The 24277-nt window shown below is 50.0% G+C and carries 20 protein-coding genes; 11 read left to right on the top strand and 9 right to left on the bottom strand.

The features are described from left to right. Positions 1–53: 53 nt before the first annotated feature. Together ACFVU8_RS25010 and ACFVU8_RS25015 are read left to right on the top strand one after the other, a co-directional pair. Positions 54–791, top strand: coding sequence for a glycerophosphodiester phosphodiesterase (locus ACFVU8_RS25010; RefSeq protein ID WP_387430945.1), 738 nt, complete (start codon positions 54–56; stop codon positions 789–791). 4 nt (positions 792–795) lie between these two features. After that, the gene (locus ACFVU8_RS25015; protein ID WP_387431186.1) at positions 796–2064 is read left to right on the top strand and encodes an SLC45 family MFS transporter; all 1269 of its coding nucleotides are present in this window, start codon (positions 796–798) and stop codon (positions 2062–2064) included. Positions 2065–2112: 48 nt separating this feature from the next. Here the strand turns inward: ACFVU8_RS25015 and ACFVU8_RS25020 are convergent, their stop codons facing one another. Together ACFVU8_RS25020 and ACFVU8_RS25025 are read right to left on the bottom strand one after the other, a co-directional pair. Then, a complete protein-coding gene (locus tag ACFVU8_RS25020; RefSeq protein ID WP_387430947.1) occupies positions 2113–2940 on the bottom strand; it encodes a diguanylate cyclase domain-containing protein in 828 nt (275 codons plus the stop codon). A 295-nt stretch (positions 2941–3235) separates the two neighbouring features. Continuing rightward, the gene (locus ACFVU8_RS25025; protein ID WP_387430949.1) at positions 3236–3817 is read right to left on the bottom strand and encodes a histidine phosphatase family protein; all 582 of its coding nucleotides are present in this window, start codon (positions 3815–3817) and stop codon (positions 3236–3238) included. Between the two features lie 262 nt (positions 3818–4079). On the opposite strand from ACFVU8_RS25025, the gene ACFVU8_RS25030 reads away from it, so the two are divergent. From ACFVU8_RS25030 to ACFVU8_RS25050, 5 genes are all read left to right on the top strand, one after another. Continuing rightward, positions 4080–5240: a phosphodiester glycosidase family protein gene (locus ACFVU8_RS25030; RefSeq protein WP_387430952.1), complete on the top strand. Its 1161-nt coding sequence runs from the start codon at positions 4080–4082 to the stop codon at positions 5238–5240. Between the two features lie 42 nt (positions 5241–5282). Further along, positions 5283–5981, top strand: a complete 699-nt coding sequence (locus tag ACFVU8_RS25035) for a response regulator transcription factor (RefSeq protein ID WP_379467207.1) — start codon at positions 5283–5285, stop codon at positions 5979–5981. Then, positions 5978–6973 carry a sensor histidine kinase gene (locus ACFVU8_RS25040; protein WP_387430955.1) on the top strand — a complete coding sequence of 332 codons (996 nt, stop codon included), beginning with the start codon at positions 5978–5980 and terminating at the stop codon, positions 6971–6973. The genes ACFVU8_RS25035 and ACFVU8_RS25040 overlap by 4 nt, the downstream gene beginning before the upstream one ends. Positions 6974–7311: 338 nt before the next feature. Beyond that, complete coding sequence (locus ACFVU8_RS25045; protein WP_175373967.1) at positions 7312–8082, top strand: ABC transporter ATP-binding protein; 771 nt, start codon at positions 7312–7314, stop codon at positions 8080–8082. After that, complete coding sequence (locus ACFVU8_RS25050) at positions 8057–10027, top strand: FtsX-like permease family protein (RefSeq protein ID WP_387430956.1); 1971 nt, start codon at positions 8057–8059, stop codon at positions 10025–10027. The genes ACFVU8_RS25045 and ACFVU8_RS25050 overlap by 26 nt, the downstream gene beginning before the upstream one ends. 103 nt (positions 10028–10130) lie before the next feature. Here ACFVU8_RS25050 and ACFVU8_RS25055 read toward each other — a convergent pair whose 3' ends face one another. Next, positions 10131–11549, bottom strand: coding sequence for an aminotransferase-like domain-containing protein (locus ACFVU8_RS25055; protein WP_387430960.1), 1419 nt, complete (start codon positions 11547–11549; stop codon positions 10131–10133). Positions 11550–11751: 202 nt separating this feature from the next. On the opposite strand from ACFVU8_RS25055, the gene ACFVU8_RS25060 reads away from it, so the two are divergent. Further along, positions 11752–12678 (top strand): DMT family transporter, encoded by a 927-nt coding sequence (locus ACFVU8_RS25060; protein ID WP_387430961.1) that lies wholly within the window; start codon positions 11752–11754, stop codon positions 12676–12678. A gap of 181 nt (positions 12679–12859) precedes the next feature. Continuing rightward, complete coding sequence (locus ACFVU8_RS25065) at positions 12860–14056, top strand: polysaccharide deacetylase family protein (protein WP_387430963.1); 1197 nt, start codon at positions 12860–12862, stop codon at positions 14054–14056. Between the two features lie 162 nt (positions 14057–14218). On the opposite strand, the gene ACFVU8_RS25070 is transcribed toward ACFVU8_RS25065, so the two are convergent. Beyond that, positions 14219–15127: a general stress protein gene (locus ACFVU8_RS25070; protein WP_387430965.1), complete on the bottom strand. Its 909-nt coding sequence runs from the start codon at positions 15125–15127 to the stop codon at positions 14219–14221. 405 nt (positions 15128–15532) lie between these two features. On the opposite strand from ACFVU8_RS25070, the gene ACFVU8_RS25075 reads away from it, so the two are divergent. Together ACFVU8_RS25075 and mgrA are read left to right on the top strand one after the other, a co-directional pair. After that, positions 15533–16381 carry an AraC family transcriptional regulator gene (locus ACFVU8_RS25075; protein ID WP_387430968.1) on the top strand — a complete coding sequence of 283 codons (849 nt, stop codon included), beginning with the start codon at positions 15533–15535 and terminating at the stop codon, positions 16379–16381. A 193-nt stretch (positions 16382–16574) separates the two neighbouring features. Beyond that, complete coding sequence (gene mgrA, locus ACFVU8_RS25080; RefSeq protein ID WP_387430970.1) at positions 16575–17564, top strand: L-glyceraldehyde 3-phosphate reductase; 990 nt, start codon at positions 16575–16577, stop codon at positions 17562–17564. An 865-nt stretch (positions 17565–18429) separates the two neighbouring features. Here the strand turns inward: mgrA and ACFVU8_RS25085 are convergent. The 5 genes from ACFVU8_RS25085 to ACFVU8_RS25105 all read right to left on the bottom strand — a co-directional run bounded on the left by ACFVU8_RS25085 (position 18430) and on the right by ACFVU8_RS25105 (position 24237). Further along, positions 18430–18594, bottom strand: a complete 165-nt coding sequence (locus ACFVU8_RS25085) for a hypothetical protein (protein ID WP_387430972.1) — start codon at positions 18592–18594, stop codon at positions 18430–18432. 29 nt (positions 18595–18623) lie between these two features. Further along, positions 18624–21278: an S-layer homology domain-containing protein gene (locus ACFVU8_RS25090; protein ID WP_387430974.1), complete on the bottom strand. Its 2655-nt coding sequence runs from the start codon at positions 21276–21278 to the stop codon at positions 18624–18626. Positions 21279–21391: 113 nt separating this feature from the next. Then, a complete protein-coding gene (locus tag ACFVU8_RS25095; RefSeq protein ID WP_387430976.1) occupies positions 21392–22852 on the bottom strand; it encodes an O-antigen ligase family protein in 1461 nt (486 codons plus the stop codon). 45 nt (positions 22853–22897) lie between these two features. After that, complete coding sequence (locus tag ACFVU8_RS25100; RefSeq protein WP_083205455.1) at positions 22898–23629, bottom strand: ZIP family metal transporter; 732 nt, start codon at positions 23627–23629, stop codon at positions 22898–22900. Between the two features lie 86 nt (positions 23630–23715). Further along, positions 23716–24237, bottom strand: coding sequence for a GNAT family N-acetyltransferase (locus tag ACFVU8_RS25105; protein ID WP_387430979.1), 522 nt, complete (start codon positions 24235–24237; stop codon positions 23716–23718). Positions 24238–24277 lie beyond the last annotated feature (40 nt).

Below are 24277 nucleotides of genomic sequence, written 5' to 3' on the forward strand. Positions count from 1 at the left end.
ATAGCCTGACCTCTCAGGCACACTAAACAAACCATTGGAGGGACAGTATACCGATGACTTCAATTATAAATTTTGCCCACCGCGGTGCATCCGCAGTCTGCCCGGAGAACACGATGGCGGCCTTCCGCAAGAGCCTGGAGCTGGGAGCAACCGGGATCGAAACTGACGTTCAAATGTCCAAGGATGGCGCACTTATTCTCATTCATGATGAAACGCTGGAACGCACCACAAGCGGCATCGGTGCTGTGAAGGATCACACACTGCGCGAGCTGCTCAGCCTCGATGCCGGCTCCTGGTTCGGAAAAGACTTTGCAGGGGAACCACTGCCGTTGCTGGAAGACCTCCTGGAGCTGCTCCACAAGACTGACACTATTCTCAATATTGAGCTTAAAAACGGAGTGTTCCCGTACCCTGGCATGGAGGAAAAAGTGATTGCCGCTGTCAGGGAATGGGGAATGAGTGAACGGGTTGTTATTTCAAGCTTTAATCACTACTCTCTTGCTTATTTCCACGCCTTGGCCCCGGAGATCCGCATGGGTATCCTGTACATGGAGGGCCTGTACCGTCCTTGGGATTATGCCGCTACACTTGGTGCCACTGCGCTGCACGCTAGCCACTACGCGGTACTGCCGGAATTCGTTTCGGAAGCTGCGGCACGTGGCGTCGTCTACCATCCGTTCACTGTTAATGATCCTGAGCGGATGAAATACCTGATCGATGCAGGTGTAGCCGGAATCATTACGGACCATCCTGACATTCTGGCCGGACTGCTGGCTGCCAAAGGAGTGTGACATGGTGAAAAAGGTCTGGCTGCTCGGCTTCGGCTTTTTCAGCATCAGCATTACGTGGAGCTTGTATAACGCGTTTGTTCCTTTTTTCCTGGAAAAGTATGTGCACAGTGTAGCTCTGATCAGCTTTATGATGACCATTGATAATTACTTTGCGCTGTTCCTGCAGCCGTGGATCGGTAACCGCAGCGACCGTACAGTGACCCGCTATGGGCGCAGAATGCCTTATCTGTTAATCGGCATGCCCCTGGCCGCTGTATTGACGATGCTGATTCCGTTCCACACCGGACTATTCACCTTGCTACTCTTCATGATGCTCATGAATCTGGCGATGAGCCTGTACCGTTCGCCCACTGTGGCGCTGATGCCCGATATTACACCAGATAACCAGCGGACGAAGGCGAACGGACTAATCAACTTCATGGGTGGAATCGGCTCCATCCTGGCCTTTGGTGTGGGATCTATCCTTTATGATTCCAGCCCGGCGTTGCCCTTTATTGTGGCCGGACTGATTACACTACTCTGTCTGCTAGTTGTATCACGATTTATTAATGAGAAACGGGACCGGGTGAACGATGCAGCTATGCCTTCTGATGAAGTGTCAACCGAACCCCCTCTTATCGGCGAAAAGAACTTACTACCGAGTTCTGTACCACTCACTGCCAAAGCTAGACGCATCTCATTTAAAAGCCAATTGGACCGGACCACCTTATTTCTGCTAGCTGCTATTTTCTTCTGGTTCGTTGCTTACCAAGGGGTGGAAACGCTGTTTACGCTGTATGGCAAACACCACCTTGGTCTTAGCGAAAAGGCAGCTTCCTTCTCACTCACCTTCTTCTCGCTGGCCTTTGTACTCTTCGCCATTCCCAGCGGCTGGCTGGGAGGGCGGTTCGGCAAGAAAAAAGTCATCATTACCGGCGTATGCGGTCTGATGACTGTGTTTGCGCTTGTAGGTTTGGCTGAGAATCTGCTTATACTGCGGGGACAGCTAGTGCTGGGGGGCATCTTCTGGGCCTGCATCAACATTAACTCTTATCCTTATCTCGTGTCTACAGGAACTGAGGAGAGCATCGGCACTCGGACGGGAATGTATTATCTGGTGTCCTCCCTGGCCGCCGTCGGGTCTCCGCCAATTCTCGGTCTATTAATTGATCTGCTAGGATATTCTGTACTGTTCTACTGCGCAGCCTTTAGTATGGCGGTGGCTCTGCTCTGCCTGCTGCTAATAAAGGGACGTAAGAGTACCGCCAGTCCCTATCGAACCCCGGGTGCCTGAACAAAAGAAACCCGTGTTATCACATCGATCGATCTTTAAAATGTCATCCTATTTGGCATTCAATGTGTTGCTGACCGGTTTATATACGGAGTAACGTCCGGTTCCAAGCTGCTTTGCATTATACATGGCGATGTCAGCCTCCTTGAGAAGCCGGTAGCGGTCAACCTTGCCGTGGCTCATGGTGATACCTATACTGGCTGATACGAACAGATTATGCTGTTCCAGGCTATATTTTTTGGCGGTCTTCTCCAGAATACGGACGGCGAGCTGCTCTGCTTCCTTCTGGCTGTAGCGCTTGGCAATGATGACGAACTCGTCTCCACCGATCCGATAAATATGCCGCCGCCCCTTACTAGAGAACTGGGCCAGCTTGCCGCCAACGGCCTCCAATAATAAATCACCTACATGATGGCCGAGCCTGTCATTGATCGACTTGAAACGGTTCAGGTCGATAAACAATACCGCAATCTGTTCATTTTCTTTACAGTGGTCCCAAAAATGGTCCATACCATTCTTATTCAGCAGCCCTGTCAAAGCATCCTTATAGGCCAGCTCCTTGAGCTGGTCTCTTTCTGCCATAATCAGCATGATTCTGGAGCACAGGTACATTAGAAAAGCAATGGTTATGGCGTAAACCGCCGAAGAGATAATTAGATTCTGTCCGGTTTCGTCAGTATGTGGACTGCGCACGCGTCCGAGGATATGCATCCCCCATATACCGCAGCCGTTTATAATAATGACTATGCCGGTGTACATGGCCCGGACTCGCTGGGACTTGCCTGCATAACCCTGAAGCAGCCGCAGTGATGCATAGGCGGCTGACACAGCAATGAGGAAGGAGCACACAGTTAATATAAATTCTCGGGTTTCTTCCATGTTTCATCCACACAACCTTTATTGAATATTAAAATTGCGGATAATAATATTTAAGTATAACATAAGCCACCTCAACATTTTCTGAACAAGTCTGTCCAAAGGAGCCTGAAAAGGCGGAACTGGAACGAAGTGAGAAGCAAGGCCAGCCTTGCTGTACAACAGTATTGTAAAATAGTTCCGGCTGCACATCTGAACGTTAGTGCATTGCTTTAAAAATGGCAGTCCGCACATTAATCGCGGACTGCCATTTTAATAATTTTAGAAGGGAAATCACTTATTGTGTGAACAACTACCTCTAGCCACTCAGATGCTCGATACAGTTGTAAAGCTCGCAACTCCAGATGCCATCTGTTTTAACTACCCGAGTAATAGAGGTGTTCTTGAGCAGATCATTAACATCCAGACCGGGAATAAGCCCGCGCAACGTGTGGCGCAACAAAGCGCCATGGCTGACTATCAGCACATTTTTGCCCGGGTGTCTCTCCGCCAGTTCTTCGATCGCCTGCCGGCCTCTCTGCTGGGCAAAATCAGGATTCTCCAGACCGAGATCAATCGCTTTCCAGTCTTTTCCCCAGCGGTCCACACGCTCCTGTTCATTGGTGCCTTCAATAAGTCCCCCGTCCATCTCGCGCATACCTGGTACGAGACCGGCAATTTCCATACCTAGTCTCCGGCTGATAGCCTCCGCCGTCTGTCGTGCCCGGAGCAAATCACTAGAGTAGAGATAATCCCATGTTTCTCCGCTGAGTCGTTCAGCAATCGCTTCTGCCTGCTCCAGCCCCTCCTCATCGAGCGGGTTATCTGTAATGCCCTGGACCCGGCCTTCCTTGTTCCAGAACGTGCTTCCGTGCCGTATCAAGCCAATTGTGGTCGTCATTGCATTACCTGCCTTTATGCATTATATATTCCATGATTACTTAAAGTATAAACTATGACGGCTGCGGTTGCACATGGCGGTTCCCCTAAGCGGTTCCCTAAACCAAAATACAGGGGTTTCTGCCTGCGCTCCAAATGGTATGAATTGACGGTTTCGGGGACCAGTTATATGATAAGTACGCCCAAGATTATGCAAATTGGGCCATATTATCCTAATTGACGGCATTAGATGCTGCACAGACCAAAGGAGATACATACGGATTATGAACATGAGAAAAACATGCAGTTCACTGATTTTGACCGCCGCCCTTCTACTTCCAACGCTCACCTCGGCGCCTTCGTCCGCCGGTGCGGCCCCCGCACCCAAGACTCTGGTATACGTTGACAAGGGTAACCATTCGTACATTCCCCTCCGCTTCCTGAATGGCTTTGATGGAATTAAGGCTGGATGGAGCGCTGCCGGAGACAAAATTGAAATTACTAAGGACGACAATGTCCTCACGCTTGTACCTGGACAAGTTGGAGCCTCTTTGAATGGTAAAGCAACAACGACTACGGAACGCGCTTTTACAGATAACAGCACTTTATATGTCCCCCTGTCTGTAGTCAGCAAATCACTGGGATTGGGGCTAAAGTGGGACGCGCCATCCTCTTCCATTACGATCGCTAGCGGGGACGTTTCCTCCACCCTGCCTGTACTTAGTGGCGCACTGATCCCCGCGGAGAGCCAAGGGGTAGTTGCGGCTGCCAAGAGCGTTAAGGTCGGAAGCCGCAGCTTCCAAATCCAGACGGTCACCGTCTCTCTGCTGCATCCCAAGGTCAGACTGGATATGGTCCTGGCTGGAAATACAGTTGGAAAAGTAGAGGATCTGAACAGCATTGCCAAGCGCAGTGGTGCCATTGCTGCTGTCAACGGAACTTTCTTTGATGCCTATACCAAAGGATCATATAAAGCTCCTTACGGATATATCGTGAGCAACGGTAAGCTGCTCAAAGACAGCCCAGCCGATCGCAGAGCCGTCTTCGCTTACGATAAGAATTACTTGGCCGGACTGGTAGCTGGTCTTGATTTCAAGGCTCGCTTCAACGCCGGACAAGTTGAGGGTGCTGTTCAAGCTGGCCCGCGTCTGCTGCTTGACGGCAAGGTATCCCTGAATGTGGCGGCCGAAGGCTTCCGCGATCCCAAGATTCTGACCGGCGGCGGCGCGCGCAGCGCACTGGGCCTGACACGCGACCATAAGCTGATTATTGTGACAACAGGCGGTGCTACCATTCCGCAAATGGCAGAGATTATGAAGCAGGCTGGCGCTTATCAGGCAATGAATCTGGATGGCGGAGCCTCCAGCGGGCTATTCTACAATGGAAAATATTTAACCTCGCCTGGGCGCCAGATCAGCAATGCCCTGATCGTCAAATATCAATAATTTCTGCTGTTGCCTTTACTCTGAACCAAAGGAGACCTGAACATGGAGACGATTTTCATTGTTGAGGATGACGCCAAGCTAGCCACCCTGCTGAGTGCCTATCTTACCAAATATGAATTCCGGACCGTTATCGTAGACGATTTTAACAGTGTCCTGGAGGACTTTAAGCACAGCGCTGCCGATCTCGTACTCCTGGACGTCAATCTGCCGAGGTATGACGGGTTCTACTGGTGCCGCCAAATCCGCAAGTTCTCTCTATGTCCCATTCTCTTCATCTCCGCCCGGGACAGCGGAATGGATCAGGTTATGGCACTGGAGAACGGCGCCGACGATTATATTACGAAGCCCTTTCACTACGAGGTGGTACTAGCCAAAATCCGCAGCCATCTGCGCAGGGCCTACGGTTCCTATGCGCAGACCCAGGAAGAACGTACGCTGCGGTCAGGAGGGCTGATCCTTTATCCGGAGCGGTACGTTGTGCAGTATGCCGGGGAAACTGCCGAACTGACTCAGAAAGAAGCTGTGTTGCTAGAAGCACTTATGCTCAAGGAAGGCCGTGTCGTCAGCCGGGAGCGACTGCTGGACCTCATGTGGGAAGACCAGCATTTCATTGATGACAACACTTTGAACGTATATATTACCCGGGCCCGGAAAAAGCTCAAGGAGCTGGGGCTAGAAGACATCGTGGAAACTGTGAGGGGCGCAGGCTACCGTCTCAGTCTTGGTGACAGCAGCCTATGAAGCTATTCTGGAAGAATCAACTCCCCTTGCTGCTGTTCTACCTGCTGCAAATGCTGCTAGTACCCGTGCTGTACTGGATATCCGGGGAGAACAGGCCGCTATCCATTGTGCTGTACGGTATGCTGATTAGTAGTATCATTCTGTTGCTTTACCTGTGCTACCGTTATGTACAGCACCGCCGGCTGTATGCTGTACTGAGTCTGCAGCAGGAGCCTTCTTCCAAGGATCACCTTGCGCCGCTCGGTGACTCTCCACTGCCGGAAGCAGTCAATGAGTTGATGCAGCGGATGGATCGCCATTATCAGGAGCAGCTTAACATGCATGTCACGCGGATGGATCAGCATATCGTCTTCATGAACCGCTGGGTTCATCAGATGAAGACGCCGCTATCCGTGATCCAACTCACACTCCAGGATTTGGAGGAGGATGCCGCTGCCAGCATCCAGGAAGAGGTGGAACGGCTCCGTAAAGGGCTGGAGATGGTAATCTACACTTCTAGGCTGGAACGTTTCGAAGAAGACTTTCAGGTGGAAGCGCTGCTCCTGCGTCAGACGGTAAGCGCGGCGGTCTCCGAGAACCGCCGGCTCTTCATCCGGCGGGGCATTCATGCCGAGATCCGGGTAGACCCGGACCTCTCGGTATACAGCGATGCCAAATGGCTGATGTTCATGCTGAATCAGTTGCTGACCAATGCTGTTAATTACACCTCCGGCTCTGGTAAAACGGTGACCATCACAGCGGAGCGTCAGGGCCTGGATACACTTCTTAAAATCTCGGACCAGGGTATCGGCATATCTCCGGAAGACATGAAACGGGTATTCAATCCTTACTTCACCGGCGAACGGGGACGCCAATACCATGAATCTACCGGCATGGGTCTCTATCTCGTCCGCGAGATTTGCGCCCGGCTGGGACACCAGGTAAAGCTGGAGTCCCGGGTTCAAGAGGGAACGACCGTACAGATTATTTTCAGCGGCGCTGCCCAAAGATAGTACCCCAAGGGTCATCCGTAAAAAGCCACTTGCGGCTTTTTACGGATGACCTCTTTTTTAACGCTGGATTCAGAGATTAATCCCCTATGCAAAACCTTAATCCAGAATGAGGAATATGATCCGGGGAATAATACAGCCGCACATCAAAACCTGCCTCAAGGAACGGCCTTGCCAGTAATACGAACATAACCTTAAAGGATATGTAAGATTATGTTAAGGTAATTCCATAGCACACACCTGCCCCATTCCTGTACATTGATAGCAGGAAGTCATGCCTCTTGTCCCTTTAAGCGGCAAGAGCGACATTAACGCTTGAGACAGGAAAGGAATGAAACGTCATGAACGTATTGGAAGTTAAAGCACTTAACAAAGTATATCCCGGTAAAGTGCTCACCCAAGCGCTAACCGATATTCATCTCAGCATCGAAAGCGGTGAGTTTGTTGGCATTATGGGCCCGTCCGGCAGTGGCAAGACCACTCTGCTAAACATGGTCTCCACCATTGACCAGCCCACTTCGGGCGAAGTGAACATCAATGGCAGCAATCCCTACCGGATGAACAAGAAGGAGCTCGCCCATTTTCGCCGCAGACAGCTCGGCTTCGTCTTTCAGGACTTTAACCTGCTGGAAACGTTGACCGTAGCGGAAAATATCGTGTTACCGTTAACCCTGGATAACCGTAAGCTCAGTGAAATGGAAGCATTGCTGCAAAAGGTGGCTGGACAGCTTAATATTACGGGCATCCTGAACAAGCGCACCTATGAAATTTCCGGTGGACAACGGCAGCGGACGGCCATCGCCCGCGCCATTATCACCTCGCCCGCAATTATTCTGGCCGACGAGCCGACCGGGGCACTGGATTCCAATTCCTCCCGAATCGTGATGGAGTCGCTGGAAGAGATCAACCGCAAGGACGGCGCCACCTTGATGCTCGTGACCCATGATCCGCTGGCAGCAAGCTATTGCAACCGGATCGTCTTTATCAAGGACGGAAAGCTCGCAGCCGAGATTCATCGCGGGGATAACCGGCAGGCGTTCTTCCAGAAGATCATCGATACACTTTCATTCTGGGGAGGGAATAGTCATGAACTTTCCTCAATTCGCGTTTAATAATGTCCGGCGCAATGCCAGGGCGTACATCGCCTATTTTCTGAGTAGCGCCTTTATGGTCATGGTCTTTTTTGCATATACCGTCTTCATTTATCATCCGGATGTAGCCAATAATTCCATGGGACCTAGTGCCGCAATCAGCATGAAGGTGGCAGCGTCTATTGTATATGTGTTCGCCTTTTTCTTCGTTATGTACTCCATTGGAACGTTCCTTAAATCGCGGAATCTGGAATTCGGGCTGCTGACTATTCTGGGTGCACGTCCGGGGCAGATCAATAAGCTGGTCTTTCTGGAAAATATGCTGATTGGTCTGCTCGCAATTGTCACGGGAATTGGAGGCGGCATGCTGCTCTCCAAGTTCTTTCTGCTGCTTAGCACCAAAATCATCGGCATTGATGAGCTTCCGTTCTATCTGCCTCTCAAGCCAATGCTGTTCACAGCGGCTTCCTTTGTCGCTTTGTTCCTGGTGATCTCGATCTTCACCCTACTGTTCATTCGTAAAAACAGAGTGCTGGAGCTGCTGCAAGGCAACGCAAAACCTAAAAAACCGCCTAAAGCCTCCATTCTGTTATCTCTGTTTGGCGCCGCACTGCTTACGACCGGATTTTTCGCGCTGCGCATAGAACTGAACCCTGTGACCATTATTCTTGCCGCCGTAACGGGAATCGCTGGAACGTATTTCTTCTACTCACAGCTGTCCGTACTGTTCATGCGCCTGCTCCAGCGCAGCAGGAAATCAACTTGGCGCGGCACACGTCTGCTCTGGGTCTCAGAGATGAGCTACAAGCTGCGCGATAATTCACGGATGCTCTTCCTGATTACAGTGGTTACCGCACTCGCCAGCATGGGCGCGGGCGTCGTTCTGTCGATCAATCAGGCTGGCAGCGATATGTATTTCGGCAATCCTTTTGCCGTGACCAAGACCTTTTACGAGACGTCTTCCGCCGAACCTAACCGGAGTGAAATTCATCGCGAGCTAAAAGCGGCAGGCGTTGCGTATACAGAGACGAGAATCGATACGCTGTATGCCACGTTGGCCAATTCTCGCGAAAGCGGAAATAGACCCAAAACCTTTTATTTGCTGGGTTTGGCCCAATATAAGGAGCTTGTAGGGATACTCGGATTCCCGGCTATTAATAGCCTGGGTCCCAATGAGGCTGCTCTGCTCGCCAGTACGGACAACATCGCCTCTGATTATATCCGCAAGGGCGGAATCACTATGGAAGATCATCCGGCAGAGACGCTCGCAGTTAAAAAGATCATTATTTCAGACCAAGCGGATTTCCTTAATAAAAGCACTCCTATTGTGATCATCCCAGAATCCACGCTGGAAACGATTCGGGCCGCCAAATCAGCCAAGGTTGGAAGGGAAATTACACCTTATATAGAGTATCTCTACAAAGTTCCGGCATGGGATAAAGGATCTCTGCCTACAGCAAGCAGTCAGGAAGCTATGATTGGGGCGAAGCTGTACCAGATTGAAGCCGCAAATCGGGACAAAAGCAGTGGGAAGTTGACTTCCTACCTAGTGGCTCGTGGGGAAAACTATCTATTACTGAAGCAAAGCACAGCCATGGTCAGCTTCGTCAGCATTTTTGTAGCACTAATCTTCTCGGTCGCATCCGCAAGTTTCCTGTATTTCAAACTGCACAGTGAGCTGGCCGCAGATATCCGCATGTACCGCGCGCTGTCCAAAATTGGGCTAAGTACCGGAGAGATGTCTGCAGTTGCAACCAAGCAGATTGCTATCCTGTTCTATATCCCTATCTTCATCTCGGCCATTCAAAGCCTAGTCGTGATCAGTCCAATTCTCGGTCAGATGGGGATCGTTAATGTAGTTGAGCCCGTCCTCGTCACCTTTGCCGCCTATCTCGTTCTGCAAAGTGTGTTCTTCCTCATCGTGAAATCACGCTATATTCACAGTCTTAAGAAAATGATGGTTTAATGGCAAACTGAAAAACCTCCTGCTAATGCTACCTACCCTATCTAGGGCCGTAAGCGCATATTAGCAGGAGGTTTTCCTTTTATTTTTACAGTTTACCCCCGCATTATAATTTTCGCGCCAAAGCCGTCAGCTTCTGCATGCCCTCACGCAGCAGCGGTTCGCTTACAAAAGAGTAGCACAGCCGCAGCCATGATCTCATCTCGCCAAGCGGATCGAAAACCGATCCGGGCACAAAAGATAGGGAATGCTCCAGACTTTTGCGAAGAAGGGCATCCACCGGCGTTCCATCCGGCAGCTTTACCCAGAGCGTCAGCCCGCCACCGGGAGTCTCCCATTGCCAACCGCTTTGGGACAGTTCCTGTTCCATAATTTCCTTTTGCACCTGAAGCGCGATCCGCAGCTTGCCGAGATGCTGCTGCAGCCGGGGCGAAGTATAGTAATGCAGGAAAATCTTCTGGTTTAATAGCGGCGTGCCGTTATCTTCAAGCGATTTGATCATGATCAGCCGTTCCATCAGCGGATACCGGCAGGCGACAGCGCATATCCGCAGACCGGGCGCAACGTATTTGCTGAAACTGCCAATATAGACGACCCAACCCTCAGTATCATAGGCAAAAATAGGTGGCGGTGGCTCTTCTTCAAAATACATATCCCGAAACGGATCATCCTCTACCAGCAGGCAGCGGTAACGTTCCGCGAGTTCCACCAGCAGCTTACGCTGCCGTACAGGCACCGTATAACCTGTGGGATTATGATGCGTCGGATTCATGTAAAACATGCGAGGCTTATGCTTGGCCATCAAGGCCTCAACCTCATCCAGATCATACCCGTCCGGAGTGATCTCCACCGGAACCAGCCGTGCACCTGCCCGGCGAAAAATATCCATAGCTACGCTGTATGTTGGTCGTTCTATCAACACCGAATCCATAGGTCCGAGCATCATCCTGGCAATCAGATTGATCGCCTGCTGGGCCCCAGAGGTTATCAAGAGCTCGCCAGATGACAGTTGCAAATGCTGCTGCTTCCGAAAATGCCCACTAAGCGTTTCCCGCAGTTCTTCGTCACCCTGTACGCTGGCATAAGTCCCCATCACCTTGGGGTACATGTCGAACACTCTTTTCACATAGTCAGATAAGAAAAGATTAGGCAGCAGCCCCGGATCAATGAGAGCCAAGGAGAACTGATATTTCACAGGAATGCGCTGGATGTCATACATGGGATTGCTGTGCAGATACGAAGAGACCCCGCTTCCTTCGTCAAAACCTTGGACCAGCATTTGCCCGTTGCCCTGGGATACATAATAACCCGACTTATCCTTGACATACACCTTGCCGTCCTCGGTCAATTGACGGTAAGCCTTAAACACTGTCAGCCGGTGTACTCCTAATTCCTCGGCTAACAGCCGGATGGATGGCAGCTTGTCATGACTTTTCCACTCTCCCCGTTCTATACGATTCAGGGCGTACTCATATACTTGACGGAACAAGGGATGCGCCTGCTCCGTTCCCCTCACTTTTTTCATCAGACACAAGCCTCCTTCTCGTTCTTTCCGTTCTTTCCGTTCTTTCTATTCTTGCCGCACTTTCTATATTTCCTTATACCGTATTGTACATTATCTCCGTAACCATCTGTTCTGTATTTATCAATCTGTTCTGTTCTCTTCCTTATATGATTAACGAATACTTCAAGCACGACTCCACAATATTTCCAAAGGGGAACTGAACATGATTCTTTTAGCTTATACTCTTGTTTGCCTGATCTTCGCCACGACCTTCCTGGCCATTAAAATCGGCGTGGATGCCGGAGCGCCGCCTTTCTTCTCCGCAGGACTGCGTTTTTTCCTGGCTGGTGTCATTCTGTTCCTATGGATGGTCTGGAAACGCAAAGCCAGCTTCTCCCTGCTGCTGCGCAAGGAAATGCTGCTCACCGGAGCCGCACTGACCTTCGGAACCTTCGCTGCCCTTTATTGGGCGGAACAATATGTATCTTCAGGATTGGCTGCGGTACTGTCGGCAACCGGTCCGATTATGATTCTGCTCTTGCAAACTCTCGTTCTGCGGCAAAAGACCCCCGCACTCTCCCTGTACGGCTGTCTTATCGGATTCACCGGTGTTCTGCTGCTGGTTCTGCCTAATCTTACCGTGGATGTCTCTCCCTTATGGACTATAGGTTGTATCGTCATTCTGATCGGAGAGCTCTGCTATGCGGCAGGCGCAATTTATTCCAAAAAAGTCATCACCAATATGCCCGAAGTCTCGCCTATCGCCCTGAATGCCGCCCAAATGATGTACGGCGGAGCGTTCATCTTTATCCTCTCGTTCTTTACAGAGAATGTGCAGCCAGATTGGCTGTTCTCTTTCCCTGTAGCTGGATCAGTACTGTATCTTATTGTGATCGGGTCCATGGTGGGTCATACGCTATTCTACTGGCTCGTCGCCAAGACCAACCCGGTTTTCCCATCAACCTGGCTGTACGTTTCACCGCCTATTGCTGTAGGGGTGGGGGTTCTTTTTTACAATGAAACGATCAACTGGGTGACCCTTCTCGGCATAATAACCATTATTGCTGGAACCATACTTATTAATGGAAAAGCTCTGAAGCAGATGATTTTCAAAGTCAAGCGCACACCAGCGTTACCAAAAAAAATATAGCTTACATTTTCAGAAAAATGACTTTTTTTTCACAGAATTTTAAGCGAGATATGATAAATTGGGGATGGTCCAAATGCCGGGAACGGCAGGGGCCATCCTTTTTTTCGCTGAATACGATCAGAACATCTGGACGGAATCAGAATTTTTCTACTATTTATCTGTTGCCAAGGAGGATTCATCTATGAAATCGAGTAAAGTTAAGCTTTTGACACTCACCGTAATCAGCGCCGTCCTGCTTGTCTTCTTGTACCGAATGATTTTTCCGATACAGTACAGCTTTCTAGTGGAGGGCAAGGAAAGTCCCCCACCCAAATTTCAGCTTAGCCACGGTGAATTATTTGTTCCCGCATCTTTTCTGGAGAACAGTCTGGGCTTGAAAATCAAATGGGACCCGTTGCCGCAAGAATCGACTCCCACCGGTAAAGGGATCTATTACCGCGACAAGGTGCTTACGCTGATGTACCATGCCATTTCTCCAGAGGTACAGAAGGGAGCCTCCTCCATATCTACGTCAGAATTTAGAACCCAGCTTGAATTGTTAAAAAAGAATAATTTCCACATCATCACAATGGATCAATATGCTGATTTCATGCTTAAGGGCGGTAAGATACCGGATAACGCGGTACTGCTGACGTTTGACGACGGATACGAATCCTTTTACACCTATGCTTATCCGCTCCTGAAGGAGTTTGGGGATACGGCGACCAACTTTGTCATCGTCGGCGCGGTTGACGGACATGTGCCAGGTTTGCCCAAGCTAACATGGGATCAAATGCGGGAGATGAAAAAGTCCGGTATGAGCTTCTACAACCATACCTACGATGCCCATCATATGATCACTGTTAACAGTGAAGGCGATCAGAAGCCTGCGCTGGCACATTTACAATTTCTGCCCAAAGAAAATCGGGTAGAAACCGTGCAGGAATACCGAAACAGAATCGATGCTGATTTGCGGCACGCGGATAACCGGCTGCAGACCGAACTCGGCAATACCCGTAACATCCTGTGCTTCCCCTACGGAAAATACAGCCTGACTGCCCTCGAAGTAGCACAGTCACAGGGCATCAATCTTTTCTTCACGATCGGAAAAGGCATCAATACGAAATTTGACCGAATCGGCTACCGTTTGGACGCTTCCAAGGCGGGAGAAACACCGGAGCATTTGATTGCCAGAATGAAACGGGGAGGCAAAGAATCGGAGAATGCTGAAACGAAAGGGTTGCTCATGGTCAACGACATTCCGCTGCCTTTTTCCGGCTCCGTACCTAAAATGAAAGACAACGAGCTGATGATTCCCTTACGGGAATTTAGCGCCGCTACAAAGGTCAACATGACCCTCAGCAACAGAGACCGCAAAGTGACGTTGAGCATGTTCTAATGCTTTAATTCAAGCAAGGCGTATCAGAAAACAAATTAAGGCGATCTTGCCCAGATCTAATACCTGCATACAGGATATTGGTTCTGGGCACAGGTCGCCTTTTCATTGTTGACGCTGGGTTGGAGTGCTGTGGGGCTAGAGGGGGTGAAGGCCAACGTACTGCTATAAGTCTTCCTTTTCACCTAAGTCCTTCTTCTCGGCCTCCCGCCGTCGCTCCTCACGGATCTGTTCGCCTACAGTGCCTTTACCTCCATGTTCGCTTGGGAGCGTGTCCATAGCATCCATCGTGCCTGTTGAATAGGCCAAGGATCTGGCATCCTTCTGGTCAGCTGCCGCAAGTGCATCCGATTCTTCAACAGAGCCAGTCATTCCTGGACGGTGAATGTCCTGTGCCGCCCGGTCCTGTGGGAGCTTTTCTGAAGAGGGAGTGCTTCTGCTATCAGTATCGTTCTTGTCCTCCAAACCAGAACCGTTAAAAGCGGCTTCTACGGTATCTTGCACGGAATCAGAATCATTGGTAGCTTCACGGACATCCAGCGCCTGAGCTTCGGGTAACTCCTCCGCAATCTCCCTATCCGAGTAATTGGCATTCACGGCATGATACCCTCCGAAAATACGGTGGACCTCTTGTTCACGCTCGCCTCCCGCATCTACCATCACGAGAATATGTCCCGAGCCTACATACCGGTCATAGCTTTCGGCCTCGTCCTCCGGAATACCAAGTCCGATCAGTCCTCCAACCAGGCCGCCGGTCCCGGCACCCACAGCCGCCCCTGCCAAAGTTGCTGCGATGGGTCCTGCTGCAATAATCGGCCCAATGCCGGGGATAGCCAACGCACCGATCCCGATCAGCAGTCCTGTCACGCCTCCAAGCACGCCTCCTGTTGCTGCACCTGAAGCCATGCCCTCTGGCGCCCTAGTTCCTGTTCCTTCAAGGATCGTATGGGCATCCTCTGGATTACGGGCAATGACGGAGATATCATCGGTCCGAAAACCATGTCTTTTTAATTCCTCAATGGCTGCGGAAGCCTCATGTTCGGCTGTAAAAACACCCACAATTCTTTTATCCATAACGGTACCCTCCTGTTGTTGGTTCTCATTAGTTTGCCCTGCTTCATAGCTTAATTAACCAAACTTTCAGCAGATAAACGAATGCCTGTTCATTCCACCAGGGGTGTACACAACCATCTATTCAGGAATTGGGGTATAATGAGGGTGCTGTTCTATATATTGAACTTAAGATACTAACACAAGGATCGGCGTCACTCCGGTGAAGCTTGGACTTACGGTCGCTGTTGTCTCCAGATTTCCTCTATTTAACCGCTTGTAGCGGTTGAAATCCGGAGACAAAGGCGATCGCTTTCGCTCCTTCAGTTCCAATCTTCCCCTCTACTCCTTCTCCCCTTTTCGTTTTTCTTTAGTTCAACTTATATAGAATCAGAACTATTTTTTCGGAGAAACGAGGCTGAAGCAGCCATGGCGATCTATAACTATAATCCGGAACGCCCCTTTCGGAGCAATCCCGATCTGCACTTGCACTACTGGGGACGGGAACAATGCGTTCCAGGACATACGGTCGGTCCCGGTGTGCGTGATCATTACAAAATTCATTTTATCCATGGAGGCACCGGTGTGGTCGAGGTTGGCGGATGCAGCCACACCCTTGGCGCCGGACAAGCCTTCCTGACGTATCCTCATATTGTTACTTATTACGCCGCTGATCAAGATGATCCCTGGTCCTATTCCTGGATCGGTTTTACCGGTGAACAGATGGAGTCTATTCTGTCCAAAACTTCTTTATCTCCAGGTTGTCCTGTATTTCCGATGGATGATCAGTTAATGCCCAACTTGTATACGCAACTGACCTCCACAGCAGAGGCAGCAGATTGCCTGGACCTGTCTTTAAAAGCGATTATGTATGAGTTCTTTTCTCTACTGCTTAAGACCGTCCCGGCGTCTCCGATCCAATTGCCCGTGCTGCGGCAAAAGAGTGCCTATGTGGAGCAATGTCTGCATTTTCTTCATTCACATTACTGTGAGACGATTACTGTGGAGATGATGTCCTCCGCCTTGAAGCTGGACCGAAAATATTTATCGGCACTGTTCAAGCGCACTGTTGGGCTACCGCCGCAGCAATATCTGCTTCACTTCCGCATCGCCAAAGCCTGTGAGTTGCTAACAGAAACACCCTGCAGCATAGGTGAAATCGCAAGGTCGGTGGGCTACCAGGACCCGCTACTCTTCTCCCGTATGTTCAAGAAGGTGAAGGGCTGCTCTCCGAAGGATTTCCGGCTAAGTCATGCCAAAACGGACATTGTACTATAATTCCCTTCCTTTCTGACATACGCTTGGATGACTCCTTTCGCTACAATAAGAACGTAGCCCAAACCTGAAAAGAGCGTGGATTTTCTGAAAAATCCTTCGCCTAAGCGTACCATTGACAGTGCTTTTCAGAGTCAGTTTTATCTTGAAGGATCTCAAGTGAGCAAGCTTCATAAAACATTTAGGAGGAACTTTCATGTACAATGCCAGCCCTACCCGATACGACAGCATGACATATAACCGGACAGGCAATAGCGGTCTCCGTCTTCCAGCCATTTCCCTCGGCCTTTGGCATAATTTTGGCGGCATCGATACCTTTGAGAACGGCAGAGCCATGGTCAGACGCGCCTTCGATCTCGGTATCACTCATTTCGATCTTGCTAATAACTACGGACCGCCTGCAGGTTCTGCGGAAGAGAGCTTCGGCCAGATTCTGGCCAAAGACTTTGGCGCTTACCGTGACGAGCTGATTATCTCTACAAAAGCAGGATATTATATGTGGCCAGGTCCTTATGGGGAATGGGGTTCCAAGAAGTACCTCGTCTCCAGTCTTGATCAGAGCCTCAAACGGATGGGCCTGGATTATGTAGATATTTTCTATCATCACCGTCCAGATCCTAACACCCCGCTGGAAGAAACAATGGCCGCACTGGATCTGCTTGTCCGCCAGGGCAAGGCGCTTTACGTGGGAATCAGTAACTACAACGCGGAGGATACCCGCAAGGCTTCGCAAATTCTGCGTCAGCTCGGAACTCCATGTCTGATTCATCAGCCGAACTACTCCATGTTGTCGCGCTGGATTGAAGATGGACTGCAGGATGTGCTGGCCGAAGAAGGCATCGGCACCATTGCGTTCTCTCCCCTGCAAAAGGGTATTCTGACTGATCGCTATCTGAACGGAATTACCGCCGATTCCCGGGCAGCCGGACCAAGCGTGTTCCTCTCCGAGAATGAAATTACTGAGGAAGTTCTTGGCAAAGTACGGAAGCTGAACGAGCTTGCCGCCGCACGCGGCCAGAAGATGTCGCAGCTTGCCCTCTCCTGGGTTCTTCGCGGCGGAAGAGTAACCTCTGCCCTGATCGGTGCCAGCAAGGTGAGCCAAATCGAGGATGCCGTAGCTTCCTTGAACGCGCCTGAGCTTAGCGCGGAAGAGCTGGAGCAAATCGAGTCCATTTTACGCGGATAATTGAATACAAGCGTGCCAAAAAGCGGCAACTGGAGCCGGGTAGCTATACGCTGCACCGGCTTCGGTTGCCGTTTTTGCTTTATGACTTGCATAACAAAGGGGCTAGCTGATAAGCACCTATTTGCTAGCTGATAAGCACCTATTTTATTGCTTTGAGTGCATTATCCCTTTCTCTCTTTCTCCCTTTCTCCCTTTCTCCCTTTCTCCCTTTCTCCCTTTCTCCCTTTGATCAATTGTCCCGGGCCTGGAAAGGAGCAAGAGAGCTTATATAAGAAGGATCGACGTGTAATTAACGGCATTTTTGTACCTTAAATCCTCTGCAGCTACCGGTTAGTAGAAATTAAGTGCAATATTGTACCTTAAATCTTCCAGAATACCCCTTTCAGCGTGCTATTTCAAAAAATAAGATACAATAATGCCCTTATTTAACTTTTTAACCTACATTAAAGAAAAATAAGGTACAAAAATGCTGTTAGTTGGGGAGCAGCCTCCTCTTTTCCACTGTTAAGGCGACTGGTTAAGGGGAATTTACCGCTCCCAGTGGTTGAAAACTGTCAACAGTCTATACTCCAGTGCTAGCTGTCCTATGGAAAGCTTTCAGGCGGGAACGGGCAGCGATAGAGCTGTGGAGCGCAGAGAGTACGTGTTCTGGAGGAGAGCCGACGAGCGGCCAGCTAACGAGCGACCAGCTAACGAGCGTTCAGCTAACGAGCGGGCAGCTAACGAGCGTTCAGCGAACGAGCGGCCAGCCAACGAGCAGCCAACGAGCGACCAGCCAACGAGCGACCAGCCAACGAGCGACCAGCTAACGAGCGACCAGCCAACGAGCGACCAGCTAACGAGCGACCAGCCAACGAGCAGCCAGCTAACGAGCAGCCAACGAGCAGCCCCCAGCCAACGAGCGTTCAGCCAACGAGCCCATATGCCACCAACCGCCATCATCCATTCTTTTGGGGCGGATCATGCCAAAGAGGATGTCCTTAGAGCTAATAGCTTTAGGAACATCCTCTTGAGTCATAGCATAATTCAATTCAGTCACGCCTTAGCACGAGCAGTGTGTTACAGCTTAGAGATCACCATAACGGCTTCAGCACGAGTAGCTTTCTTATTCGGCTCAAGTTTGTTATCGCTACCCTGAACTAATTCAAGCTTATGGGCAGCGGCTGCATAAGGCTTGGCCCAGGTCGATATTTGCGCCTGATCGGCGAACGGTATTCCTTCATCGCCTACATTAAATGGTAGCATATATTTATAGGCATAAGCCTTCATCACCATAACGACCATCTCCTGGCGTGAGATCGGGCGATCCGGTGCAAACAGCGTTTCGGACTGTCCACTGGCAATCCCCGCCCCCACTACGACGGCTACGGAATCGCTATACCATTTGGTAGAAGGTACATCGGTAAAGTCAGATGCACCGGAAGCTTTCAAGTTCAGCTTGCGGGCAATAAAGGTAGCAAATTCCGCGCGTGTCACTTGCTGATTAGGGGAGAAGCGGGTATCGCTTGTTCCTGTTGCCACATGCTGAGCAACCATGGATTTAATCGCAGGTGAAGCCCAATGGCTGACAGGCACATCCGTGAACGATTTGTCATATTGCAGCACGGCGTATTTGCTGAAATGACTGACATCTATCGTCAAATATCCGTCACTTAACCGTCCTCCTAAATACTGCACTCCGCCCAGTTCATTCAGATAATAGATGCCCGTAAGATTGGGATTGCTTCCTTCTGCAACTTTGAGCTTCAACGTTACCGGATAGCTGAACTCGCTAAGCTTACTTTCCTTTCCATCATTCGTGATAAGCGACAGCGTAATGTTGAAGGCTGCACCACTTGGCGTAATTACAGAATTAGCAGACTGCGAAGCTGCTCTGGCTGTATCTTCAGCAAGCTCGATACTACCGATCGGGGCGAATCCGACAGAAATTCTTGAAGTGTTTAGCTGCGCTACAGGAACCAGGCTTTTTAGCTGTTCAAGCACCTGTCCAGGGATAGCCAGCGATAAGTCATCTTTTTCGATCACCAGAGTGTTGTCCTTAATTAATAACTCCCCGGCTGCTGGCAACAGAAGCTGCTTGATATCCTCTGCAACCGGTACTTTAACCTTGCCATTCTCGCTTCTTAACGCAACACCCAAGGTCTTGGAGATACCATCCTTGTCCACTAGAGTGGCTAACAGCGCTGGACCTGCAGGGGCCGGTTCCAACGTTGCAGGTGCTGGAGCCGTTACGCCACCACCGCCGCCGTTACCATTCCCAGGGCCTGAACCTCCCGGTTCCGTACCACCACTTCCATCCGGTACCTTAGGTACGGGGAAGATGAAGGCCTGCAGCGAACGACCACCGTCCTTGTTTACGGCAGCTACGTTGACATGATACGTCTTTCCGTTGGTCAATCCATCAATGAAGAAGCTGGTCTTCTGAATCGGAGATTGCGTCAGCAACTTGCCATCCAACCATACCAGATACCCATCCAGATCCTCCTCCGTATTACGGTTCCAATTCAAGCTTAGTGTCCCGTCTCCTGGAGTAGCTCTTAAGCCTGTAGGAGGTTCTGGAAATGTACCGATGAACGCCTCTACAGATGCTTCAAATCTATAGCTCAAGGCATGTTCAGGCAGAGTTTCCACATAAAGATCAATACCAGCGCTTCTTGTGTTCACCTTGGGTAGGGCAATCTCATCACCAGAAGCCTGTTTGGAGAGACGCAACGTATAGGTTGCTCTACTATCTAAAACCTGTTGGAAAGAAAGGCTAATCGTCTTATTCTTGGGCGTTAATCCTCTCACGGGAATGACCGTGCCGTCCGATTTTACCAGTTCGAAATCACTTGCCTGGATAGCAGCATAGTTGAGCGTATAAGGCACGGCATTGTAGTCGTAATCAAGGGCATCTGTGAACTTCAAATCCAGTTGGAATGCGTCCGAAGAGACACTTGTCAGCTGATCCGAGCTTGGCGTGAAGGATACGATGCTCTCAAGTGGCTGGAGCTTCGTTCCTGGTTTGGCTCCCCCATACTCAGCCTTTGCCTCCTTCATCAAGCCCGGAGCTCTCATCATATACGGCGCCGACCTCTCCGTCTCATGACCCAGCCAGTCCACTGCACTTACCTGAAATTGGTGAAAAGAATGGTATGGAAATACCGGAAGTCGATCATATCGTTCTGTTATCGGAAACATAGAGTTGTCACGGGTTGAGAATATAAGCTCGTTATTGTCGTATACCTTGTAGTGAAAAAAGCCGAACACGCTACCCCGGTTTACTGGCGACCAATTCAGAAAAAGATGAGTGCCGTCATTATAGTAATCATATTGAAAATTCCGATAGATATCGGGAGCATGAAACAACGGGGCGAAATTGAAGTCATAGGTGGTTCCCGTTACACTGGCCGGTATCAGATTCTCATCGCCCGCCCTGACCTTAATGTTCCAGGGAGCCAGTCCCGTTCCAATCTGCCCATTCACATTCGCCCAGAAGATATTGGATGAATAGGAATGATACACTTCTCCCACCACGTTCGAAGAGACGGGAACCTCTTGTCCTCCCAGGTCAAGACTCAAAGAAATATCCCTCTGATCGGAATAGATAATTCCCGAGATCTCCCCGGTTGAAGCATCATACTTCAATTTGAGAATGCTAGCCGCATATGTCAAGACCGGAGCGCTCAGAGCCAGCAGCATGACAACTGCCAGGGAAACGCTGATTTTTCGCATAATCTTGTGCAGAATAATTCCTCCTAAAAATAGATATCTATGTATTGGAAATCTTTCCCCATAATAAGATGAATTCCAACAAATAACAATATGTATTTGCTATAGATATATTCCTATTTCTTACTTTTCTCCACCTTTTTCAGCATCTCCTGATACTTCTTGTTAGCAGGGACCTTCGACGCAGCGATCCTAATCTCGTTAATTGCCTTTTTCATCGTACTCTCATCCCCTTGGGACTCTGCCAAACCGGAATAAGCAGTAGCCATTTGGTAGTGTACCTTATCCGACCAAGGTAGCATTTTCTCCGCCGATTGCAGGCTTTGCAGCGCGCTCTTCCACTCCCTCCGGGCACTTGCCGCTTCTCCCTTAGAGATCAACATATATCCTGCTGTCATCCAAACAAAAGTGCAGATAGCGATAAGGCAAGGCAGCACAACTGCAGTAGTTCTCAGGCCGGTGAGCATGATTTCTTTTCCCTTGTATCCCGCAAGCTCCATTTCAGCCAGCAGCATGACAAACAAACCGAAGACCAGCGGATAGGCCAGGTCGATGTCAAAAGCAAGATGGGCGCAGAAAAGCAACACGGCCAGCATAATGCTTAAGCCTTCCCGCCCACGGCGCCAGTTGGCCCGGAGCGCAGTTAGGATCATGGCAATAAACGCCAAGGCTCCGGCAATGCCCGTATCCAGAGCCATTTGCAAATACTGCTGGTGCACATATTTTACGAAAACTGAGGGATACAGCACGGCCCAGCCGCCCCCGCCGGTACCCGTCAGCCAATGCGTCTGCCATAACCGGAGGCCATCACTCCAATAGATACGACGCAGAGAAAACTCCGTGGCGTTCCAGCCAATGCTACGAATGCTGCCAGTGCCGCCATAGAGTACGCCGACGACAACTGCTGCCAATAGGACCACAAGCATAATAATTGCTCCCCATACAGCCCCTTTGCTTCTTCTATTTAAAAATAAAAGAAAGGCCGTTCCGGCAGCTACAAGAATCAATACTGCTCTTGAACCTGACATCAACAGCCCGCACAGTTGAATGGCCATTAGCAGCCAATATCTCCGCTGACTGGACCGTCTGTAGGCATGCCAGCCAGCGGCCAAGCCCGCTGCCATCACGACAGCGTACACATTGGCATAGCCTAACGTGGATTCCAGCCTGCCCTCACGGAAGAGGCCGAAGAAGAGCCCCCAAAGTGTGAGTCCTGCACCGCCCCAGGACCATGCCGCCCAAAGCCGGTCACGCTGAAGACTGGATAAGCCTGAGAATAGCAGCGTGACCGGCAGCAGCAGCGACACTTTAACCGCTTCCAGAACAGCTTGCTCAGGATCAGCGGCATATCCGACAGCCAGCCAATATAAAACCATAATAATCAGTAGAAAAACATGCACCGGTAGCAGCGTAAACTTTTTAACCCCTGCCAGATATACCGCTGTTACAGCATAAAGAACCGCAGCTAACGCCAAAAAGGAACGGGGCTCAAAAAAACCCGCTCCAAGCATTCCAGCAATAATAAATAACAGCAACGTATAAAATGGCAATTTTTTCGTTTCATATATGGTCATCATAAATGTTCTTGTTCGACAGACTTTACCAAAAATCCTTTATCCACCCTATTGGAAAATCTGTGTGATATACACCATGATGAGAAGCCCGATAATGAACGAATAAGTCGATGAACGCTCGTAGCCATGGCCGTGACTCTCCGGAATCAGTTCCTTGTATACGATAAAGAGCATCGCCCCTGCAGCAAAAGCAAGACCGTAGCCGACTACATTCTGCAGCGAACTGGCCGTAAAATAACCGATCACCGCCGATACCATCTCCATCAGTCCGGTCAAAGCGGCAATCCCTAACGCCTTCCATCGGCTTGTCCGGGAATTCATCATAAATACAGCCAGAATCAGCCCTTCCGGGATGTTCTGTGCACCGATAGCCAGAGCAACCGTAGGCCCAAGGCTGGCCTGCTGACTGGCATAACTAAAACCTGTACTAAGCCCTTCTGGGATGTTGTGGATAAAGAGCGCAATGATAACGAGCAATGCCTTCGAATCCATATTGGTGTAGCCGGGCTTGTTCTCCACATCAATGTGGGGAATATGGCTCTCGATCAAGTCCAGCAGCAGCACGCCGGTGATCAGACCAAGGGTCAAGGATATGATCCCCGACTCCTGGATTGCCTGAGGCATTAAGCCAAAGGTGGCAGCAGATACCATGATTCCGGCTGTGAACGCAACCAGTATATCCTTCCATTTCTCCGATAGTCTCTTCACGAACAGAATAGGGATTACGCCGAGAACAGTCGCCATTGCCGATAAAAAACTGCCTAGAAGCGCAGTAGCCAAGTCTTCAACTCCTTTGGGACAAGTCGGATAGACCAACATATGCTCTAGGCAGGAATGTTATTACAATTTTTTGTAGCTCCTCGGATTCAAAATGTTCTCCGTTCACTTAAATCCAGGCTCATATGTTCATCGTCGTAGTAAGTATCACCGATCTTAACCGCTTTTTTCTCCTTGCCATAGCAAGTGAACCCTAGCGACTCATACAACCTTACCGCTGCTTCATTCCCAGACATCACAGCCAGGTTCAGAACCTCCACGCCCTCAAGCTGTGCCGCTCTGGCGATAAGTTCCTCCATTAAAGCAAAACCGAGACGAAGCTTCCGGGCTTCCGGGCTCACATACACCGCTACCACAAGCCCTTTGTGCTTGACCTTCTCTCGGTTCTCCCGGATAAAAGTCACTATACCTGCAAGCTCACCATTATCGTTAAAAGCTCCGAGAGTGAACCTATTCTGATCGGCCTGCAGCCTTGTTTGTACCATAGCCAGCGGCATATCCTTTTCATCTTCATAGCTGCTTAAAAAGGCCTCGGGATGATCTCTTAATGCTCTTAACCGAAGCTTCTGATAGGTCTCAGCATCATTAGCATTTAAAATACGAATAACCAAATCTACCACTTCTCCTTCTTAAAGCTGCATTCTCCACTTC

It is taken from the genome of Paenibacillus sp. NPDC058177, assembly GCF_042883835.1.
Taxonomy (GTDB): Bacteria; Bacillota; Bacilli; order Paenibacillales; family Paenibacillaceae; genus Paenibacillus_AQ; species Paenibacillus_AQ agri.